Source organism: Micromonospora sp. NPDC049048 (assembly GCF_043197615.1).
Taxonomy (GTDB): Bacteria; Actinomycetota; Actinomycetes; order Mycobacteriales; family Micromonosporaceae; genus Micromonospora.
Genome location: NZ_JBICTM010000010.1, coordinates 220,633 through 241,346 on the forward strand (window position 1 = coordinate 220,633; position 20,714 = coordinate 241,346).

Sequence of the window (20,714 nt, forward strand, 5' to 3'; positions counted from 1 at the left end):
GTCAGTTCCGGCCGGGCTCGACGATCTCACCCTCGATGGCCCGACCCCCGTCGACGACGGTCGGCTCGGCCGGCGGCGACGTGTCAGCCGGCTGCGGCGCACCCCGACGCACCCGCACCCGCCGCGGCCCGAACAGGTCACCGGCCACCATCGACGACACCCGCCGCTCCGCCGCCCGCTGCACCCCGTGACGGGCCAACCGGCGCACCGGCGGCACCAGCAACAACATCCCCACCAGGCCGCTGAGCAGGCCCGGCAACGCCAGCAGCAACGCACCCAGCAGCCCGACGAGACCGTCGGTGACCTGCCGGCCCGGCGGCTGCCCGGCCTGCGCGGAGACCTTGAAGCCACGCCAGGCGCGCATGCCCTCGCGCCGCAGCAGCACCAGCCCCAGCAGCGACAACGCGAACACCACCAGCAGTGCCGAACCGAACCCGATCGCCCGCCCCACCGCGACGAACACCACCAGCTCCAGCAGCACCGCCGCCAACAGGGCCAACGGCACAAACCTCAGTCCTCGGCGCATCTCACCCCACTCACCATCCGCGGCGCCCCGGCACGGGACACCCGCGCGGGCGCCGGCGCCCCGTCCAGCATGACACGCCGCCGCTCAGGGCCACCGGACCTGCCCGCTGGCGGTACCGTGCAGGCCCCGCCGCAACGCCAACCGCCGGTCCTGCACCCCCCACGCGGTAATCCGCCACAGCGCCTCCGCCACGATCAGCGGACTCATCTTGCTGCTGCCGCGCTCCCGCTCGGCGAACGTGATCGGCACCTCGACGATGCGCGCCCCCGACCGGTGCACCAGCCGGGACAGCTCCACCTGGAACGAGTAGCCCTGCGAACACACCGACTCCAGGTCGATGCAGCCCAGAGCCGCCAGCCGGTACACCCGGTAGCCGCCCGTGGCGTCCGACAGTGGCATGCCCAACGCCAGGCGCGCGTACAGGTTGGCGCAGCGCGACAGCAGCAGCCGCCGCAGCGGCCAGTTCAGCACCCGCGCCCCGCGGGTCCACCGCGACCCGATCACCACGTCGGCGTCGCGGGCCGCCGACAGCAGCGCGGGTAGGTCCTCCGGGGCGTGTGAACCGTCGGCGTCCATTTCCACCACCGCGTCGAAGCCCCGCTCGCGTGCCCACGCGAACCCCGCCAGATAGGCGGCGCCGAGGCCCTGCTTGCCCTCGCGGTGCAGCACATGCACCCGACCGTCCGCGCCGGCCAGCGCCTCAGCGAGCGCACCGGTGCCGTCGGGGCTGTTGTCGTCGGCGACCAGGATCTCCACCCCGGGCGCCGCCCGCCGCACCCGTGCCACGATCTGCGCCACGTTGTCGGCCTCGTTGTAGGTCGGAATCACCACGAGCACCCGACCCACCCCCGGCGCACCGGTGTCCGCTCGGGTGCCGCTCGCCTCGCCCACCGTCGCTCCCCCTCCGCCGGCGTACCCGGCTGGCGTCACCCGGCGCGAAGCCGGCGGCGCAGCACGGCCGCGCCCACCAGGGCCACCACGGCCAGGCCCGCCAGCGCCACCTCCGGCCACAGCCCGACCCGGGTGGCCACGGTACGCCCGTCGTCCAGCCGCAGCTGCCGCACCACGACCGCTCGGGTGTTGAACCCGGTGGCGTCGCTTACCCGCCCGTCCGGGGCAACGAACCCGGACACCCCGACCGTCGAGGCCATCAACGCCGCCCGGCCGTGCTCCACCGCCCGCAGCCGCACCATGGCCAACTGCTGGCGTGCCTCCGCCACGTCGAACGTGGCGTTGTTGGTCTGCACCACCAGCAGCTGCGCCCCGCCCGTGACGGTGTCGCGCACCACCTCGTCGTAGGCGACCTCGAAGCAGATCACGTCGCCCAGCACGAGCGTGCCGGTGTCCAGCACCCCCGGCTCGCTGCCCGGCACGAAATCGGCGCGCACCCGGTCGACCTGCTTGCTGACCATCCGGGCCAGATCCCGCATCGGCACGTACTCGGCGAACGGCACCGGATGCCGCTTCGTGTACAGCTGCGCCAGGTCCGGGCCGCTACCGGGCCGCCACAGGATCCCCGCGTTGCGGACCTGCCCGTCGCCCGGGCCCCGCAGCACCGCACCCACCAGGATCGGGGCGCCCACCGCGTCGGCGGCCTGCGAGATGCGCGCCCCGGCGTCGGTGTCGCGCAGCGGATCGATGTCGCTGGAGTTCTCCGGCCACACCACCAGGTCGGGGCGGGCCCGTACGCCCGCCGCCACCTGCCCGGCCAGCTCGATCGTCGCGTCGACGTGGTTGTTCAGCACCGCCTGCCGCTGGGCGTTGAAGTCCAGACCGAGGCGCGGCACGTTGCCCTGCACGATCGCCACCGTGACCGCGTCGCCGCCACCCACACCCGACACCGGCACCAGCAGCCCCACCACCGGCACCGCGACCGCCCCGGCGGTCAACCCGGCCACCGGCACCCACCAGCGGCGCCGACCACCCCACGGCCGCCACAGCGCCGCCACCAGCAGCCCACCGGTCAACGCCACCGCGAACGTCACCAGCGGCGCCCCACCCCAGGCGGCCAGCCGCAGCAGCGGCGAGTCGTCCTGGCTGAACGCCAGCCGCCCCCACGGGAACCCCCCGAACGGGGTGCGGTCCCGCAGCGCCTCCTGCCCCACCCACAACACCCCGGTCACCGCCGGCCAACTCCACCGCACCCGGTCCACCAGCGGCGACACGTACGCGCCCGCCGCGCCCAGCAGCGCCAGATAGCCGGCCTGCAACAGCGACAGCAACACCCACGGCAGGTAGCCGGTGTGCAGGTTCGTCCAACTCAACAGCGGCGCGAACAACGCCACCCCGGTCAGGAAACCCAACCCGGCGCCGGCGCGCACCCGACGGCGGTGCGTCGCCGCGGCCAGCAACGCCACCCCCACCGGCGCGAGCGGCCACAGCCCGTACGGCGGAAAAGCCGCCAGCAACGCCAGCCCCGCCGCCACCGCCATCGGCGCGGCCACCCGCAACGGCAACGCCCCCGCCCGCCCGGTAGGCAGCCGGCTGTCGTCCCCGGTCGGTGCCGGTCGAGTCCCCACGATCACGCGCCGAAGGCTACCCGCCCCCAACGCCGCCGCCCCGCCCGGCGGCACGTCCCGAGATCAGAGGCGCGGCCCGGTTCCCACGGTCGAGGCCGGCAGACGCCCCACCTGGCTGGTTCCGCCACGACGCGAGCCCACTGACGGACGCCCGGACACAAATCGGGGCGCGGCTCGCGCCGCGCCCCGATGCTCCCAGGCCCTTCCCGGCCGGTGGGGCGAGAATGAGCTGCGCCGACCTTCGGACCGACCTGACGCGGACTGGCTGCCCCCGCCCGGCCGTTGTCTACTGGCCGTGCACCCCACCCTGCCCGTACACCGGTAACCGCGGCCGGTTCGCGCCGCCCCGCCGACCCCCGCCCGCTGGACCTGGCCGCCGCGACGCACTGCACACATGTCGCTCGGCCAGCGGACGAAGGGACGAAGCGAACAACAGCCGCTTCCCGTAGTAGGACTCAAAGACGGTACGGCGTGCACCCCCGCCGCTGTCAACCCACCCCGGCCTGTCGTGTGATGCACCACGGCGTGTCGCGTCGGCGAGTCTCAATGCGCGGCGAGGTGCCGCAGCAGCAACGCCCCCGCCGCCGCCGGATGCTCGGCCGCCAGCAACCCCCCGGCGGCCAGCACATAGTCGACGTCGACCACCGGCCGGGCCGCGCGCGGCAGCGCCCACCCACCCGCATGATCGGCCAGCACCGCACCCAACACTCCCGCCGCGTCCGCCGGCGCCGCATGCCGCAACACCCCACCCGAACCCACCAGCAGCCGCACGTCACGCAGATCCCGGCCGGCCCGCTCACCCGTGGCCGCCCCCCGCGCGTGCCGCCGCAACGCCACCGTCGCCGCCAACGCCGCGATCCGCGCCTCCACCGCACGGTCGGCGTCACCAGCCGGCAGGAACCCCGGATCGTCGGCCCGCACCGCCGCCGCGGCCGCCAACCCGTCGCACTCCGCGCCGGTCAGCAGCCGCTCCTCGACGGCCGCCCGCACCACCCCCGGCGCGCTCCACCGCATGCCCAGATCCCCCTCGACCGTACGGGCCCGCCACAGCGCCCCCGCCACCTCCCGCCCCGGCCCGGTGGCCCGCTCGTCCGGCGTCAGCACCGAATACACGTCCGTGGTGGCGCCACCCACGTCCACCACCACCAGATCACCACCCAGGGCGTCGGCCAGCACCTCCACCCCGGTCAGCACCGCGTCGGGGGTGGCCGCGCGCACCAGCCGCCCGAACCGCGACCCCCGCGACAGCCGCTTCCCGCCGATCACGTGCCGCAGGAACACCTCCCGGATCGCCGCGCGCGCCGACGCCGGCGCCAGCACCCCGATGCGCGGCAACACGTTGTCGGCCACCGTCACCGGCACCCCCGCCGACGCCAGCAGCGCATGCAGGTCGTCGCGGACGTCGACGTTGCCGGCCAACACCACCGGCACCCGCCAACGGGCCCGCGCCAGCCGCGTCGCGTTGTGCGTCAACGTCTCGGCGTCACCGCCGTCGGTGCCACCCACCAGCAGCACCACGTCCGGCCGCGCCGCCCGCAACGCCGCCAGGTCCGCCGCACCGAGCCGACCCGCCGCCACGTGCACCACGTTCGCGCCCGCCGACAGACCCACCCGCCGGCCCGCCTGCGCCGTCACCAGCCGCTCGTAGCCGATCACGGCCAACCGCAGCCCACCACCGGCCGACGAACACACGTACCACGGGGCGCCGCGCACACCCAGCCCGGCGGTGGCCGCACCGACCGCCGCGTCCAGGCCGTGCAACACGTCCGTACCCACCGTCGTCGGCGCCGCCGACGCCCCCACCAACGCGCCGACGTCGAGGTCCACCACCGCCACCTTCGTGAACGTGGACCCGACGTCGGCGCAGACCGCGTACCTCACGCCACCGGCGGAACGACCACCGTGCCGGTCGCGGTGACCGCCACGATCGGCTCGGCGAGCACCTCCGCCGCCGACTCACCCCGATCCGGACGCCCCCGACACACCACCCGCGCCTCGAAGTCGATGGTGCGGCTGCGCGTACCCACCCGCGTCACCGTCGCCGTCACCTCCAACACGTCGCCCGCCTTCATCGGCGCCCGGAACTGCACCTCCGAGTACGACGCGAACAACCCCTCGTCGCCGTCGGTACGGATACACACCTCCGTGGCCACGTCCCCGAACAACCCCAACGCGTACGCCCCGTCGACCAGATCGCCCGCGTAGTGCGCGTGCGAATACGGCACATACCGTCGGTGCACGACCGTCAGACCCACCCGGGAATCACTCATGCCTTCGCCTTCTTCTCCGTGATCAACGCGTGCACCAGGAAACTCGCCACCTCACCCGGGGTCGTCCCCCGACCGAAGATCCGATCCACGCCCAACTCGCCGGCCATCGTCTCGTCGAAACGCGGCCCACCCACGATCAGCAGCGGCCGACGCCCCGCCGGCATCGCCTCCCGGAACGCCGCCGACATCTCCCGCGTGTTGTGCAGATGCGCGTCCCGCTGCGTCACCACCTGCGACACCAGCACCGCATCCGCCCGCTCCACCCGGGCCGCCTCCACCAACTCCGGCACACTCACCTGCGCACCCAGATTGGTGACCTTCAACTCCCGGTAGTACTCCAGGCCCTTCTCCCCCGCGATGCCCTTGACGTTGAGGATCGCGTCGATGCCGACCGTGTGCGCGTCCGTGCCGATGCACGCCCCCACCACCGACAACTTGCGCCGCAACCGCCGCTTCACCACCGCGTTGACCTCCTTGGCGCTCAACAGCGGGAAGTCACGCTCCACCACCTGCACCGCCGAGGTGTCCACCAGATGGTTCACCCGCCCGTACACCACGAAGAACGTGAACCCGTCACCCATCGGCTTCGCGTGCACCAGCATCGCCGGGTCGATGCCCATCTTGTTCGCCAGCTGCACCGCCGCGCCCTCGGCCCGCTTGTCGTGCGACAACGGCAACGTGAACGACACCTGCACCATGCCGTCACCCGTCGTGTCCCCGTACGGCCGCACGATCCTCTTCTCGACGGCCCCGCCGCCAGCCTCCACGGCGCTCATGCCACCGGCCCTTCCAGGATCTCCGTAGCCGGATTGAAGTAGTCCGCCTCGTGCCCGGCCACCCCGGACAGGCCCTTGCCCCGGTCCGCCGGCCGCTTCATGATCCCGAACGTGCCCTCGGCGATCGCCGACAACAACGACTGCTCACCGATACGCTCCAACAGGTCGATCGCCTCACCCAGCACCCGGTTGGCCCGCTGCTGGATGAACCCGCCCGGCGCCGGCACGAAATCCTCGTGCAACCCGCCCGCCGCACCCAGCACGTACCGCACGTTCTGCAACGCGATGTCCCGATCCGACAACCACGGCGTCACCACCGCCTCGGTCATCATCCCCACCAGCAGGATCCCCTGACCGGTCATCGTGCCCACCAGGTTGAAGAACCCGTCCAGCAGATTGCCCCGGAACACGTCCCCGGTCATGTGCTTCGTCGGCGGCATCCACTTCAACGGCGCGTCCGGGAACAACTCCCGCGCCAACAACGCGTGCGCCAACTCCAACCGCAACGACTCCGGCACATCCGGGTTGATCTCGAACGCGTGCCCCAGGCCCAACTGCCAGTCCGCCAACCCCGCCTCGTGCGCGAAGAACTCGTTGAGCAACTGCGACACCGTCACCGTGTGCGCCTCGTCCACCGCGTCCGCCGTGGTCAGGTAGTTGTCCTCACCGGTGTTGATGATGATCCCCGCCCGCGCGTGCACCTGCCGCGAGAACCGCTGGTCCACGAACGTACGGATCGGATTGATGTCCCGGAACAGAATCCCGTACATCGAATCGTTCAACATCATGTCGAGCCGCTCCAGGCCCGCCAGGGTCGCCATCTCCGGCATGCACAGACCCGACGCGTAGTTCGTCAACCGCACATAGCGGCCCAACTCCCTCGACGACTCGTCCAAGGCCGCCCGCATCAACCGGAAGTTCTCCTGCGTCGCGTACGTGCCCGCGAAACCCTCCCGCGTCGCACCCTCCGGCACGTAGTCCAACAACGACTGCCCCGTCGACCGGATCACCGCGATGACATCCGCACCCGCCCGCGCCGCCGCCTGCGCCTGCGGAATGTCCTCGTAGATGTCCCCCGTCGCCACGATCAGATAAATCCACGGCCGCTGCGCCGGATCCCCGAACCGCTTCACCAACCGGTCCCGCTCCGCGCGCCGCCGGTCGATCGCCCGGATCCCCGCACCGACCGCCCGACGCGCCGCCTTCCGCGCCGCCGTGGCCGCCTTCCCCGAAGGCACCTCGAACCGCACCGACCCCGCCGCCGCCTTCTGCGCCAGCAACGTCACGTCACCCAACTGCTCCCGGGCGAGCGCATCGAACACCGGCAACGCCACCCCGTGCCCCAACCCCACGTCCGCGACCACCGCGTCCACGAGCCGGTTCACCCACGGAATACCGTCCGGATCGGCACCGGTCACCCCGGCCAGCCGCAACACCGCCCGCTCCACCGACACCGTCGTATGGCTACGCGCCAGATCCACCACCGGCTGACCCGCACGACGCGCCAACTCCCGCGCCCGCGCCACCAGCCGCGGATCCAGATCAAGCTTGCCCGTCACACCGTCACCCGACCCTGACCCGCGACGGCGACACACGCCGTACCGATGGTTCGCTCGCTCACGAAGACCCTTCCTCGAAGATCACGTCACCGCGCAACACCGTGCGCCGACACACCGGAAGCGGCGTCGGATCCTGCGGACCACGCGCCTCCGGATCCGCCGCCAACAACACCGGCAGACCCCGCTCCACCCCCGCCGGCGTCGACCACACCGCGAACGTCGCCGGCGCCCCCAACGCCAACACACCCTCGTTGTCCAGCCGCACCGCCCGCCACCCACCCCGGGTGTGCGCCGCGAACGCCGCCCGCACACTCATCCGCTGCGTCGGACTGTGATGCCACACCGCCGCCCGCACCGAACCCCACGGATCCAGCGGCGTCACCGGCGAATCCGACCCGAACGCCAACGCCACCCCGACCCCGTGCATCGCACCCATCGGATTCGACTCCAACGACCGCGCCAGGCCCAACCGCGACTCGTACATCCGACCCGCGCCACCCCACAACCGGTCGAACGCCGGCTGCATGCTCGCCACGATCCCGTACTCCACGAACCCCGCGATCAACCGCTTGTTCATGATCTCCGCGTGCTCGACGCGGTGCCGCGCCGCCCGCACCCGATCCGTACCCAACTTCTCCGCCGCCCCCGCGAACCCCTCCAGCACCGTCGAGATCGCCGCGTCACCGATCGCGTGGAAGCCACCCTGCACACCATGCGCCGCACAGTCCAACAGATGCTCCCGCACCTGCTCCGCACTCAGATAACCGTGCCCGCAACCCCCGTCACCATCCAGGTACTCCCGCGACACATGCGCCGTACGCGACCCCAACGCCCCGTCGGCGAACAGATCACCACCCGCCCCCACCGCACCCAACTCCCGAGCCCGCGCCGCACCCAGCAACTCACCCCAGTACCCGTACACCTCCGCCACACCGTCACCCGACAACGCCAACAACCCCGTGAAGTCCTCCTCGTCCGAAATCTCCGGACCACCACACTCGTGCACCGCCGCGATACCCAGCGACGCCGCATGCGCCAACGCCGCCCGCTGCGCCGCCACCCGCTGCGCCCGCGTCACCGACGCGAACGCCGCCGCCCGCACCACGTGATGCGCGTCGCGCCGCAACCAACCCGACGCGTCGTACCCCGCCGCCGACACCACCTGCGGACACGCCGCCAACAACGCCACCGACACCAACGCCGAATGGATCGACGCCTGCGACAGATAGACCCGCCGCCCACCGGCCGCCCGACCCAGCGCCTCCGCGTCCGGCAACCGCGGCACCGCCCAGCTCGACTCGTCCCAGCCGTGCCCCAACACCACCGCGTCCGACGGCAACCCCGCCGCGAACCCCGCCACCGCGTCCAACAACTCCGCCGCCGAACGCACCCCCGACAGGTCGAGCCCCGACAACGCCAACCCCGTGTCCGTCGCGTGCACGTGCGCGTCCACGAACGCCGGCGTCACCAACGCCCCGCCCAGATCCACCACCCGATCGGCGGCCGGCGCGTCCGCGTCCGCCCCCAACCAGGAGATCCTGCCGTCGGTGACCAGCAGAGCCGTCGCGCTCGGATCGGCCGGGCAGTGCAGCGTCCCGCCGCGGTACAGAGTCGAGGGGTTCGTCATGACCATCAGTCTGCCGCCAGACGCGCCTCGAACAACGCCCGCACCCCCGACTCCGACCGCAGCAGACCCAGCGCGAACTCCGCGTGCCCCGGCACGTACCCGTTACCGACCAGCATCGTCACGTCCGCCGCCAGGCCCTCCGCCCCCAACGCCGCCGCCGCGAAACTCGTCGCCATCGAGAAGAACACCACCGTGCCGCCGTCCGCCGTCGCCAGCACCGCGCCATGCTCACAACCCGGCACGTCCACGCACACCACCGTCACGTCCGCCGGCGCCCCCAACGCCGTCGTCACCGCCGTCGACAGCGCCACCGGATCCCGGGCGTCGGCCAACGCCACCTCGTCCGCCAGACCCACCGCCGCCAGCGCGTCACGCTCCGCCACCACCGGCACCACCCCGACCGTACGGGCGGCACCCGCCCGCCGCGCCGCCGCCAGCGACAGCGACCCGCTCTTGCCCGCGCCACCGACCACCGCCACCCGCACCGGCGTCGGATCCCCCGCCCGCTCCCGCTCCGCCACGTACCGCGACACCACCCGCGACGTCAACGCCGGCGCCCCACACACGTCCAGCACCGCCAGGGACAGCTGCGGATCGAGATCCGCCGGCAGCACCGCCGCGATCGACCGGGCGAACAGGATCGCGTACCCGTCACACGGCACCTGCTCGCTGCGCCCGTCCCAACGGGCCAACCCGTCGAGGATCGTCAACGGCGTCAACGTCAGCGACACCAACGTCGCCACCCGCTCCCCCGCCTTCAACCCCAGCGGGGAGCGCCGCCCCGCCTCCTCCACCGTGCCGATCAGCATCCCGCCCGACCCGGTCACCGGGTTCTGCATCTTGCCGCGCGTCGACACAATCTCGAGCACCTCGGCACGCACCGCGTCACCGTCGCCGCCGTGCTTCTCCCACAGCTGCCGGAAGCTCGCCGCGTCCAGGTTCAGCCGCTCCACCCGGATACGCACCTCGTTCGACGCGATCTCGGGCCTCGCGTCCAGCCGCCACGCGGCCTGCGGCAGCACCCCCGCCGGCTCGACAACGCGGTGCAGACCCACCGGTGACGTCACGCGACCTCCCCTGTCATGCCGCTCGAAGCCCCGGCCAGGACTCGCGTAGCGGGAAAACTTACGGCAGACTAATTTCTTCACCGAATATTTTCCAGTAGCCTTCGGGATCGCTGATCAACCGCACCACATCGAGGAGGGGCCGTGACCCAGACCCAACCGGTGGAGACCCTGTCCCCGCCCCGCCCCGCGCCGGTCGCGGTCCCCACCGCCGGACAGCCCTACGAATACCGCCGCGCGCCCCTCGTCGAACCCGACTGGACCCGCTTTCCCGGCTGGCGCCACGTCACCCGCGAGCAGTGGGAGAACGCCCAGTGGCAGCGCGTCAACTGCGTCAAGAACGTCAAGCAGCTGCGCACCGTCCTCGGCGACACGGTCGACGAGACCTTCTACGCCGACCTTGAGGCCGACCAGAAGGCCCTGGCCACCATGTCCATGCTGGTGCCGCCGCAGATGATCAACACGATGGTGCCGTTCGCGCCGATGACCACCGAGGCGTTCCTCGCCGACCCCATCCGGCGCTACATGATCCCCGTCGCCTCCGACCGGCGCACCGACTGGCCTTCCCACCCGTACGCCAGCCGCGACTCCCTGCACGAACACGACATGTGGGTCGCCGAGGGCCTCACCCACCGCTACCCCACCAAGGTCCTCGCCGAGCTGCTCTCCACCTGCCCGCAGTACTGCGGGCACTGCACCCGCATGGACCTCGTGGGCAACTCCACCCCCACCGTCGACAAGCTCAAGCTCACCCTCAAGCCCGTCGACCGCTACGACGCCCACATCGGCTACCTCAAGGCCCACCCCGGCGTCCGGGACGTCGTCGTCTCCGGCGGTGACGTGGCCAACGTCCCGTGGAAGAACCTCGAGTCCTACCTGATGCGGCTGCTGGAGATCGAGACCATCCGCGACATCCGCCTCGCCACCAAGGCCCTCATGGGGCTGCCCCAGCACTGGCTGCAGCCCGACGTCGTCGAGGGCCTCGAACGGGTCGCCCGCACCGCCGCCCGCCGGGGCGTCAACCTCGCCATCCACACCCACGTCAACCACGCCCAGTCGCTCACCCCGCTGGTCGCCAGGGCCGCCCAGACCGCCCTCGACGTCGGCGTACGCGACGTCCGCAACCAGGGCGTGCTCATGCGCGGCGTCAACGCCACCGCCCCCGACCTGCTCGACCTCTGCTTCGCCCTCCAGGGCGAGGCGGGCATCCTGCCGTACTACTTCTACATGTGCGACATGATCCCCAACGCCGAGCACTGGCGGGTCCCGGTCTGGCACGCCCAGCAGCTCCAGCACGACATCATGGGCTACCTGCCCGGCTACGCCACTCCGCGCATCGTCTGCGACGTGCCGTTCGTCGGCAAGCGCTGGGTGCACATGCTCACCGAGTACGACCGCGACCTCGGCATCTCGTACTGGACGAAGAACTACCGCACCTCTATCGAGTCCGCCGACGCCGAGGCGCTCAACAAGCGCTACGCCTACTACGACCCGATCGACACCCTGCCCGAGACCGGCCAGCAGTGGTGGACCACGCACCGCAACGACTGACCGACCCGCGACACCGTCACCCCCGAGCCGACCACCGGCTTCGGGGGTGACGTGCTTTCTACTGCCGTACCGGAAAGGCAGCCCCTGGCCGCCCTCTCGACCTGACGAGGGGCGGCCAGATTCGTGCTCGCTGCCGACGCGGTCCTCTCCCCTGGCCTCGTGCGGTTCGGGTCCCTGCCGCCAGGTTTCGTCGCGTTGGTGTGCGGCATCGCACACCCGCTAAGGCATCCTAGGACACTAGGTGAAGGGGTGGGATGGGTGTCTGGTTGACTGGGCGGATGGGAGAGCTCCTGCTGATCCGGCACGGCGAGACCACCTGGAGCGCCAGCCGCCGGCACACCTCGTACACCGACCTCCAGCTCACCCCCGACGGCGAGCGGCAGGCCCGCGCCCTCGGCCGCTTCCTCGCCGGCCGGCGACTCGCCGCGGTCCTCGCCAGCCCCCGCGCCCGTGCGCTGCACACGGCGCGGCTCGCCGGCCTCACCGTCACCGGCACGCTCGACGACCTGGCCGAGTGGAACTACGGCGCGTACGAGGGGCGCACCACCGCCGACATCAGCGACGACCACCCGAGCTGGTCCATCTGGACCGACGGCTGCCCCGACGGGGAGTCCCCCAACGAGGTCGGCGAACGCCTCGACCGGGTGCTCGCCCGGGTCCACCCGCTACTCGACCGGGGCACCGTCGCCCTCGTCGGGCACGCCCACAGCCTGCGCGTGCTCGGCGCCCGCTGGGTCGGCCTGCCGCCCTCGGCCGGCGGGCTGCTGCGGCTGGACACCGCCACCGTCAGCGTGCTCGGCCACGAGCACGGCCGACGGGTCATCCTGCGGTGGAACCAGCCGGTTCCCCCGGGGGCCGGGAACGCCCCCGAACGAGGGGCTCGGCACTGATCTTCGGCGGCCGGTTCTCGTACGGCGTCGACAGCACCACGGTCGTGCGGGTGGTCACGTTCGCCGCCGTACGGATCTCCTGGAGCACGCGCTCGAGGTCGGTCGGGCTGGCCACCCGCACCAGCAGGAGGTAGAAGTCCTCCCCCGCCACCGAGTAGCACGAGTCGATCTCGGGCAGGTGCGCCAGCCGTTCGGGGGCGTCGTCGGGCTGGGACGGGTCGAACGGCCGGATCGCCACGAAGGCGGTCAGCGGCAGGTCCAGGGCCTCGAAGGAGACCCGGGCGGCGTACCCCTTGATCACGCCGCGCTGCTCCAGGCGGCGCACCCGCTGGTGCACGGCGGAGACCGAAAGGCCCACCTTCTCCGCCAGATCGGTGTACGACAGCCGACCGTCAGCGGTCAGCGCGGCGATGATGGCGCGGTCGATCTCCTCCACGGCGTGCAACCTACCGGGAAAACCGCTCCACGGCGACGACGTGTCGCGTCGGCGCGACACGTCGTAGGCGTCACGCCGGCGCGACGGCACCCGTCAGCCCTTCGCCAGCGCCCGGGAGATGACCAGCCGCTGGATCTGGTTGGTGCCCTCGACGATCTGGAGCACCTTGGCCTCGCGCATGTAGCGCTCCACCGGGTGGTCGGCCACGTAGCCGGCCCCGCCGAGCACCTGCACCGCGTCGGTGGTCACCCGCATCGCCACGTCGGTGGCGAAGAGCTTGGCCTTCGCCGCCTCGATCGAGTAGGGGCGGCCGGCGTCGCGCAGCCGGGCCGCGGACAGCGTCAACGCCCGGGCCGCGGAGATCTGGGTGGCCAGGTCGGCGAGGGTGAACCCCAGCCCCTGGAAGTCGATGATCGCCTTGCCGAACTGCTGGCGCTCCCGGGCGTAGCCGACCGCGTAGTCCAGCGCCGCCTGGGCCAGCCCGACGGCGCAGGCGGCGATGCCGAGGCGCCCCGAGTCGAGCGCGGACATCGCGATGGTGAAGCCCGCCCCCTCCCCGCCGATCAGCCGCTCGGCCGGCACCCGGGCCGAGTCGAAGGCGATCTGTGCCACCGGGGAGGCGCGCAGCCCCATCGTCCGCTCGGCCGCCTGCGGCTCGATGCCGGGCGTGGCACGGTCGGCCAGCAGGCAGGAGATGCCCTTCGGGCCGGGCCCGCCGGTGCGGCAGAAGATGTTGTAGAAGTCCGCCACCTGCGCGTGGGTGATCCACGCCTTCGTGCCGTCGACCACGTAGGCGTCGCCGTCGCGCACGGCTCTCGTGGTCAGCGCGGCGGCATCCGACCCGCCCTGCGGCTCCGACAGGCAGTACGCCCCGAGCAACTCCCCACCGATCATGTCGGGCAGCAGCTTGCGCTGCTCGTCCGTACCGAACTGGGCCAGGGGGTAGCAGGACAGGGTGTGCACGCTGACCGCCTCGGCGACCGCGAGCCACCGGCTGGCCAGGATCTCCAGCACCTGCAGGTAGACCTCGTAGGGCTGGGCCGCGCCGCCGTGCTCCTCGGCGTACGGCAGGCCGAGCAGGCCCGCCCGCCCGAGGGTGCGCAGCACCTGCCGGGGGAACTCCGCGCGCTCCTCGAACCCGGCGGCCTTCGGCGCGAGCTCCCGGTCGGCGAGTTCGGTGGCGAGGTCGAGCAGGTCGTGGGCCTCGTCGGTGGGCAGGATCCGGTCGACAGTCATAGCGCGATGAGCTCCGTGGGGGTGGTGTTGAGCCGTTGCACGCCGTCCGTGGTGCAGACGACGATGTCCTCGATACGGGCGCCGTGGCGGCCCGCCAGATAGATGCCCGGCTCGACGGAGAACGCCATCCCCGGCTCCAGCCGGCGGGCGTTGCCGGCCACCACGTAGGGCTCCTCGTGACCGTCCAGGCCGATGCCGTGGCCGGTGCGGTGCAGGAACGCCGCGCCGAAGCCGGCCGCGGCGATCGGCTCGCGGGCCGCCGCGTCGACCTCCTCGGCGGTGACCCCGGGGCGGACCGCGGCCACCGCTGCCCGCTGGGCGGCGTGCAGCACCGCGTAGTAGTCGACGAACTCGGCCGGCGCCGGGGCACCCGCGACGTAGGTGCGGGTGCAGTCGGAGCGGTAGCCCGACGGCATCGTTCCGCCGATGTCCACGACGACCGGCTCGCCGGCGCCGATCGGCCGGTCGGAGGTGCCGTGGTGCGGGCTGGCGGCGTTCGGGCCGGCGGCGACGATCACGAAGTCCACGCTCACGTGGCCGGCGGTCCGGATCGCCGCGGCGATGTCCGCGCCCACCTCCGCCTCGGTGCGTCCCGGCCGCAGCCACTCCCCCATCCGCGCGTGCACGGCGTCGATCGCCGCGCCCGCCTCGGCCAGCGCCGCGACCTCGGCCGGGGACTTGCGCAGGCGCAACTCGCGCAGCACCTCGCCGGCCAACCGCTGGGCGGTGCCGGGCAGCGCCGCGCGCAGGGCGAGGACCTGCTCGGCCCACATCCGGTCGGCCAGCCCGACCGTCGCCACCGGTCCGCCGAGGGCGGCGACGAGCAGCGGGTACGGGTCGCTGCCGTCGGCGTGGTCGACGATGCGTACGCCGGTGGCCGGCGCCGGGGACGCCTCGGCGGCCGGACGCTCCAGGGTCGGCACGATCAGGGTCGGCGCGCCCTGCGCGGGCAGCACGAGGCAGGTGAGCCGCTCCCCCTCGTGGGCGTCGTAGCCGGTCAGGTAGCGCAGGTCGGAGCCGGGGGTGATCAGCAGCGCGTCCAGGCCGGCGGCGGCGGTGGCGTGCCGGGCGTCGGCCAGCCGTCGGGGCGGATACAACTCGTCGGATCCCACCCGCCCAGCTTAACGGTCGTTCGGGAACGGACGGAGCCCCACCCGCCACCGGGGGGGCAATCTCCGGTCCATCGAACGCCACGATTCACGGCATGGCTGGCTCTCCCCGGGGCCGGCCTGCCTCGAGGATCTCCGCGCCCCACGTCTGCGCCACTGCGGGCGCCGCTCCGTCCGGCCGCCGGCGGCGTTGCGCCCGCTCCTCGCCTGTGTACATTAGGGCTAATCCTAGGGAGGTTAGGAAGCCTTATGCCGCGCGCGGGGATCACTCCGGACGCCCTGGTGTCCGCCGCCGCCGACCTCGCCGACGAGATCGGCTTCGAGAATCTGACGCTGGCGGCGCTCGCGAAGCGCTTCGGCGTCCGCGACGCCAGCCTCTACACCCACATCCGGGGCCTCGCCCACCTGCGGGAGCGGGTGGCGCTGCTCGCGCTCAACGAATGGGCCGACGCGCTGGGCTCGGCCGTGGCGGGACGATCCCGTCACGACGCCCTGATCGCCTTCGCCGACACCTACCGCGCGCTGGCGACCGGGCATCCGGGTCGCTACGCGGCCACCCGGCATCCGGTGTCGTCAGAGGAGCCCGCCGCGTCGGCGGGTGTGGCTCGCATCGTCGAGGTCTGCTACGCGCTGCTGCGCGGCTACGACCTCTCCGAACCCGACGCCACTGACGCGGTCCGGTTGCTACGCAGCACCCTGCACGGCTTCAGCGACCTGGAGGCCACCGGCGGCTTCACCGCCGACCACAGCGTCGAGGCCTCATGGCGGCGGGCGGTCGACACGCTCCACCACACCCTGGCCAACTGGTCGAAGATCTAGCAACCCGACAGGAGAACGCCATCCACACCGGAACGCTCACCCTCGACGGCACTCCCATCGACTACCGCTACCGCGGTGACGGTCCTCCGCTGCTGCTCCTGCCCGGCGGTGCCGGGCACGCCGGCGTCCTCGACGGCCTCGCCGCGCACCTGGCCGATTACTACCGCGTCGTCGCCGTGTCCAGCCGCCTGGTCTCGGCGCCGCCGGGCACCGTGCACGTCGACCAGCACCCGAAGGCCTACGCCGAGGACATCCTCGGCGTGATCGACAGGCTCTTCGACGAGCCGCCGACCGTGTTCGCCCTCAGCGCCAGCGCCATCACCACCCTTGAGCTGCTGACCCGGCACCCCGATTGTCTGCGCCTCGCGGTCGTCCACGAGCCCCCGCTGCTCGGTCTGCTGCCGGACGCCGGACGCCACCGCACCGCGCTCGAAGCGGTCCGCGCCGCCGCGCGCACCGGCGGGATGGACGAAGCGGCTCGGCTCATGACCGAGACCATGACGGCTCCCGCGCCCGGCACGGACATCCCGGACCTGCGCCACGTCGGCGACTGGCTCGACGGCTACGCCGGGACCCTCCCCGAACCACCCACCCCGGAACTGCTGGAGCTGTTCACTGTGCTCGGCGAGTTCCAACCGCTGTTCCTGGAGCACATCCTGATCCCGTTCGCCACCGGTGAGGTCGACCTGACCGCGCTCGCCGCGGTGAGTTCGCGCCTGGTCCCCATCGCCGGCATCGACTCCCGGGGCCAGCTTCCCTACCGGGCCGCCGCGGCCCTCGCCACCCGGCTCGGACTCCCCCTGACCGAGTTTCCCGGCGGCCATCTCGGGCCCGTCGATCGTCCCGCGCAGTTCGCCGGCGCGTTCAGGGCGCTGATCGAGGAACGCTGACCGCAGAGCGTCGCACCCAGGGAACGTGAGCTGGCGAGGTGGGTTCGCGGCCAACCGGCTGGCCGGTCCGCAACCGCGCCCAGGCTGCGACGCGGGGGCTCAGGAGGCGGCAGTCAGCTCGGACGACGGCCGCCACTCGCGCCTGATCAGCCCGTAGACCCACGAGTCGGATACCTCGCCGTTCACGACGCAGTCTTCCCGCAGCGTCCCTTCACGCATGAACCCGAGCTTCTCCAGCACGCGGGCAGACGCCACGTTGCGTGTATCGGCCTCGGCCTGGACCCGATTCAGGTCCAGCGTGTCGAATGCCCACTGCAGCAAGGCGCGTGCGGCCTCCGTCGCGTAGCCGTGGCCCCACGCTGCATCGTGGAAGCAGTAGCCCAGCGACGCGCTGCGGTAGTCCGGGTTCCACTGGTTCAGGCCGCACCAGCCGATGAACGCCCCGTCTGAGACACGATCCACGGCCAGCCGCGCCCCGGTGCCCTCCTCTGCCATCTGCCGGCAACCCGTAATGAACCGCTCGGCGCGGGCGTGTTCGCTCCACGGCGGCGAATCCCAGTAGCGCAGCACGTAGGCGCTGCTGTGCAACGCGAAGAGATCGTTCGCATCCGCGTCGTCGAAGGGACGCAGTCGCAGGCGAGCGGTGTGCAGCGTGGGGGCGGGCAGCGTCACACGCGTCATGTTCTCTCCCCGTGATTCGTGGCCGATCAACCAGACACCCGATGCCGGCCACTCGCAACGGGTTTCTCGGCGGGCGGCGAAGGCAGTCGCCTCGGTCGCGGGCTGAGTTCGTGATGACTGCGTGGGGGTGCACCGCATCTTCGTCCTGGCCCACCGCCGTGTTCAGAACACCCCTCACCGCGCCGCCGGTCGCGTCCGCAGGCTGTTAGAGAGCCTCGACAGCAACCCGGCCGGCCACGGTGGCAGGACACATCACGTCAAGCCGTGACTCGTATGGGCCGGTATCGCACGGCGGACGCTCCCGACCGGAACTCATGGCGATCCACCAGCTCGAGTTGGATGCGCTCGCGCAGACCGGCGAGCAACGTCGGCCCGTGTCCGGCAAGGACCGGCTGCACAAGGAACGCGTACTCGTCGATCAGCCCCAGATCTGCCAACGCCAGAGGGAGCGTCACGCCACCCACGAACAGGCCTTCGCCTGGCTTCTGCTTGAGCTGCTGAACCGCTTGCTTCAAATCGCCTCGCAGCAGCTCGGCATTCCAGTCGACCCCGCTCAGCATGCTCGACACGACGTACTTCTTCGCCCGGTCGATGGTCTCGGCGAACGGGATCTCCCACTCGCCCATCCAGTCAGGCCACCTGCCCGTGGCCGGCCGCCGCCACGCCGATTCCATCATCTCGTAGGTCACCCGGCCGAATAGCAGGGCATCGGCCCGTTCCATCTCAGCGGTCCAGTGGCGCATCGACTCCTCGTCCGGGGGGAGCCCTGCCTCGTGATGGCAGCAGCCGTCGAGCGTGACGTTGATCGAGTAGCGAAGTGGTCTCATCTCGTTGCTCTCCCTGAGGCGCGCCGCGCAATCACCGGACCGTTGATTGTTCCTGCACCCCGCCGACGTCCGCGGCCTGTTCGGCGATCGGCCCTCACATTACTGGCGGTGTCCGACACTCTCCGTCAAGCGGGCGGGCACGCCGTCTGAGTTCCGCCCGATTCGAGCGCATTGTTCATGGTGCCGTACGCCTCTCCGGGATCAGCCCGGTGGCAAGCAGATGCGCGCTCGCGGCTATCAGCGAAGGCTCGCTGGTGTAGACCCGGGCGAGATTCAGTGCGCCGACGAAGACCACATCGGACAACGGCCCGTTCGCCGCGGCCTCGGCTGCCGCCCAGGCCGGCCCTTCGAGTCCGTGCACCACGACGTCGGTCAGGCCGACGGTCCGGCATTCGTCGACGAGTTCCTCAACCCGGTGGAAGTAGGCCGGGGTGAAGCTGCTACGCGGATCGTTCACCCCGTCAGTGAGCAACGCCCGGGCTTCCTGGACCGCCGTCTCGGTCAGACGCCCCGTAGCCGCGAAGTCGATCGGTCCAGCGAAACGCGAGATCGCCGCGGCGACGACACGGCCTCCCGGGCGCGTGACCCGGGCAGCCTCGCGCAGAGCCTTCAACCGGTCCTCGACGCGCACCAGGTGGTAGAGGGGCCCCAGAAGCAACGTGGCGTCGTAGAGATCGTCGTCCTCGGGCAACTCGCGAGCATCAGCCACCACCGCGTCGAGCGCGGGCTGCCCGCCGGCGGCCTGCGCCACATGGCTCGGCACCAGATCCACGAGACGGACCTGATGCCCGGCGGCGACAAGGGCCCGCGCGTAATGGCCGGTCCCGCCGCCGACATCCAACAGCCGGGCCGGCGGAGGTGGTAACAGGTCCCGCAGGAGCTCCATCGTCCGCGTACGCTCCAGCCGCGCCTGAGGTCGGGCGTCCAGTCGAGCGTCTTCGCTGTACCGGAAGGTGTAGTACTCGACGATGTCGACCGAATGCTGATCCACGCCGGCATCATTGCGATCGACGCAGGGGACCGCTACCAAATTTGCGCCGAACACGACGTACTCGACTCGGCGTGACCGCGCGATCAGCGGCAGATCCGGATGGCCGCCGAGTTGACAATTTCCCGAGTTTCACCCACTGCCCTTCAGAAATCACTTCGACGGAGCCGTCGACGACCTTGATGGCCGTCTGTTCGTCGATGGCGTAGGCCGGCACGCCGATGTCGGCCGCCCACCGCTCGGCGTCGGCCAGGGTGTTCGTGGGGAAGAGGTTCAGGTGCGGAAAGATCGAGAAGTCGACGACTCCCAAAGCTCGGTCGTCCAGCGCCGACGACCATTCGACGAAGTACGACCCGATCCGGGGCGTCATCACCATGCTTCCCGCGCTCACCCCCACCCAGACGGTGTCGGGCAGCGAGGGCAGCAGATCGGCCAGCCCGGACTCTCGCATCCAGTGACACAGGTACGTCGCGTCGCCACCGTCGACCAGCAGCACATCGGTCTCCCGGACCCAGGGAATCCATCGCTCTGCCCCGATGCTGGGCAGCGCCGTGAGCTCGAGGACACCGAGCGAAGCCCAGCCCAGGCCGGACAGGTGCCGCCAACCGGAAGCAGGGTCGGCGGCCACGAAGCCCCGCACCGATGCCGGTCCGCACATCGGGTGACCCCACTGCGCTGTCGGGACGCACAGGGCACGGCACTCGGAGACCGGCTTACCGAGAAGCTGCACGAGCGCCGAGTGGATGCTTGGGTTCGTTACCCCTCCGGACGTAAGCAAGAGCTTCAAGGCACCTCCAAGATCGTGAGTGGAGTTGAACGCGCTCGATGGTCAGGCGGGCCGAGCCGGGACACATCGTAGGCCGACGTCCGCCTCCGGACGTCCGTGAGACGGCTGCGGCACATGGCGCATCAGGCCCCACCTCGCACAGCACCGCGCCTGACCGAG

The 20,714-nt window shown here is 71.7% G+C and carries 19 protein-coding genes and 1 pseudogene; 4 read left to right on the forward strand and 16 right to left on the reverse strand.

Features of this window, described 5'->3' with window-relative positions; translation table 11 throughout:
* Position 1: 1 nt before the first annotated feature.
* The 9 genes from ACGFIG_RS27805 to ACGFIG_RS27845 form a co-directional block, all read right to left on the reverse strand.
* Positions 2–526 (reverse strand): FxsA family protein, encoded by a 525-nt coding sequence (locus ACGFIG_RS27805; protein WP_393007809.1) that lies wholly within the window; start codon positions 524–526, stop codon positions 2–4.
* Between the two features lie 84 nt (positions 527–610).
* Entirely contained in the window at positions 611–1,417 is an 807-nt protein-coding gene (locus ACGFIG_RS27810; protein ID WP_393007811.1) for a polyprenol monophosphomannose synthase, read from the reverse strand.
* 35 nt (positions 1,418–1,452) lie between these two features.
* A complete protein-coding gene (lnt, locus tag ACGFIG_RS27815; RefSeq protein ID WP_393007813.1) occupies positions 1,453–3,099 on the reverse strand; it encodes an apolipoprotein N-acyltransferase in 1,647 nt (548 codons plus the stop codon).
* 489 nt (positions 3,100–3,588) lie between these two features.
* Positions 3,589–4,926 (reverse strand): glutamate mutase L, encoded by a 1,338-nt coding sequence (locus tag ACGFIG_RS27820; RefSeq protein WP_393007815.1) that lies wholly within the window; start codon positions 4,924–4,926, stop codon positions 3,589–3,591.
* The gene (locus ACGFIG_RS27825; protein ID WP_393007817.1) at positions 4,923–5,315 is read right to left on the reverse strand and encodes a hotdog domain-containing protein; all 393 of its coding nucleotides are present in this window, start codon (positions 5,313–5,315) and stop codon (positions 4,923–4,925) included. Before ACGFIG_RS27825 ends, ACGFIG_RS27820 begins: the two co-directional genes overlap by 4 nt.
* Complete coding sequence (locus tag ACGFIG_RS27830) at positions 5,312–6,091, reverse strand: OAM dimerization domain-containing protein (RefSeq protein WP_393007819.1); 780 nt, start codon at positions 6,089–6,091, stop codon at positions 5,312–5,314. Before ACGFIG_RS27830 ends, ACGFIG_RS27825 begins: the two co-directional genes overlap by 4 nt.
* Positions 6,088–7,650, reverse strand: coding sequence for a lysine 5,6-aminomutase subunit alpha (locus ACGFIG_RS27835; protein WP_393007820.1), 1,563 nt, complete (start codon positions 7,648–7,650; stop codon positions 6,088–6,090). Before ACGFIG_RS27835 ends, ACGFIG_RS27830 begins: the two co-directional genes overlap by 4 nt.
* A gap of 58 nt (positions 7,651–7,708) precedes the next feature.
* The gene (locus ACGFIG_RS27840) at positions 7,709–9,277 is read right to left on the reverse strand and encodes an amidohydrolase (RefSeq protein WP_393007822.1); all 1,569 of its coding nucleotides are present in this window, start codon (positions 9,275–9,277) and stop codon (positions 7,709–7,711) included.
* A 5-nt stretch (positions 9,278–9,282) separates the two neighbouring features.
* The gene (locus ACGFIG_RS27845) at positions 9,283–10,332 is read right to left on the reverse strand and encodes a zinc-binding alcohol dehydrogenase (protein WP_393007970.1); all 1,050 of its coding nucleotides are present in this window, start codon (positions 10,330–10,332) and stop codon (positions 9,283–9,285) included.
* A gap of 153 nt (positions 10,333–10,485) precedes the next feature.
* Here ACGFIG_RS27845 and ACGFIG_RS27850 point away from each other — a divergent pair, with 153 nt between their 5' ends.
* Together ACGFIG_RS27850 and ACGFIG_RS27855 are read left to right on the forward strand one after the other, a co-directional pair.
* The gene (locus ACGFIG_RS27850; protein WP_393007824.1) at positions 10,486–11,892 is read left to right on the forward strand and encodes a KamA family radical SAM protein; all 1,407 of its coding nucleotides are present in this window, start codon (positions 10,486–10,488) and stop codon (positions 11,890–11,892) included.
* 278 nt (positions 11,893–12,170) lie between these two features.
* Positions 12,171–12,782 (forward strand): histidine phosphatase family protein, encoded by a 612-nt coding sequence (locus ACGFIG_RS27855; RefSeq protein WP_393007826.1) that lies wholly within the window; start codon positions 12,171–12,173, stop codon positions 12,780–12,782.
* Here ACGFIG_RS27855 and ACGFIG_RS27860 read toward each other — a convergent pair.
* The 3 genes from ACGFIG_RS27860 to ACGFIG_RS27870 form a co-directional block, all read right to left on the reverse strand.
* Entirely contained in the window at positions 12,712–13,218 is a 507-nt protein-coding gene (locus ACGFIG_RS27860) for an Lrp/AsnC family transcriptional regulator (protein ID WP_393007828.1), read from the reverse strand. The two genes, ACGFIG_RS27855 and ACGFIG_RS27860, sit on opposite strands and share 71 nt — an antisense overlap.
* Positions 13,219–13,311: 93 nt before the next feature.
* Positions 13,312–14,454 (reverse strand): acyl-CoA dehydrogenase family protein, encoded by a 1,143-nt coding sequence (locus ACGFIG_RS27865; RefSeq protein WP_393007830.1) that lies wholly within the window; start codon positions 14,452–14,454, stop codon positions 13,312–13,314.
* Positions 14,451–15,566 carry a M24 family metallopeptidase gene (locus tag ACGFIG_RS27870; protein ID WP_393007832.1) on the reverse strand — a complete coding sequence of 372 codons (1,116 nt, stop codon included), beginning with the start codon at positions 15,564–15,566 and terminating at the stop codon, positions 14,451–14,453. The genes ACGFIG_RS27865 and ACGFIG_RS27870 overlap by 4 nt, the downstream gene beginning before the upstream one ends.
* Positions 15,567–15,812: 246 nt before the next feature.
* On the opposite strand from ACGFIG_RS27870, the gene ACGFIG_RS27875 reads away from it, so the two are divergent.
* Together ACGFIG_RS27875 and ACGFIG_RS27880 are read left to right on the forward strand one after the other, a co-directional pair.
* The gene (locus ACGFIG_RS27875; protein ID WP_393007834.1) at positions 15,813–16,382 is read left to right on the forward strand and encodes a TetR/AcrR family transcriptional regulator; all 570 of its coding nucleotides are present in this window, start codon (positions 15,813–15,815) and stop codon (positions 16,380–16,382) included.
* A complete protein-coding gene (locus tag ACGFIG_RS27880) occupies positions 16,325–17,272 on the forward strand; it encodes an alpha/beta fold hydrolase (protein WP_393007836.1) in 948 nt (315 codons plus the stop codon). Before ACGFIG_RS27875 ends, ACGFIG_RS27880 begins: the two co-directional genes overlap by 58 nt.
* 99 nt (positions 17,273–17,371) lie before the next feature.
* Here the strand turns inward: ACGFIG_RS27880 and ACGFIG_RS27885 are convergent, their stop codons facing one another.
* The 4 genes and pseudogenes from ACGFIG_RS27885 to ACGFIG_RS27900 all read right to left on the reverse strand — a co-directional run.
* The gene (locus ACGFIG_RS27885) at positions 17,372–17,953 is read right to left on the reverse strand and encodes a GNAT family N-acetyltransferase (RefSeq protein WP_393007837.1); all 582 of its coding nucleotides are present in this window, start codon (positions 17,951–17,953) and stop codon (positions 17,372–17,374) included.
* 257 nt (positions 17,954–18,210) lie between these two features.
* Entirely contained in the window at positions 18,211–18,780 is a 570-nt protein-coding gene (locus ACGFIG_RS27890; RefSeq protein WP_393007839.1) for a dihydrofolate reductase family protein, read from the reverse strand.
* A gap of 175 nt (positions 18,781–18,955) precedes the next feature.
* Complete coding sequence (locus tag ACGFIG_RS27895; protein ID WP_393007841.1) at positions 18,956–19,771, reverse strand: class I SAM-dependent methyltransferase; 816 nt, start codon at positions 19,769–19,771, stop codon at positions 18,956–18,958.
* A 124-nt stretch (positions 19,772–19,895) separates the two neighbouring features.
* A pseudogene (locus ACGFIG_RS27900) lies at positions 19,896–20,555 on the reverse strand (Type 1 glutamine amidotransferase-like domain-containing protein); the annotation flags it as partial.
* Between the last annotated feature and the right edge of the window lie 159 nt (positions 20,556–20,714).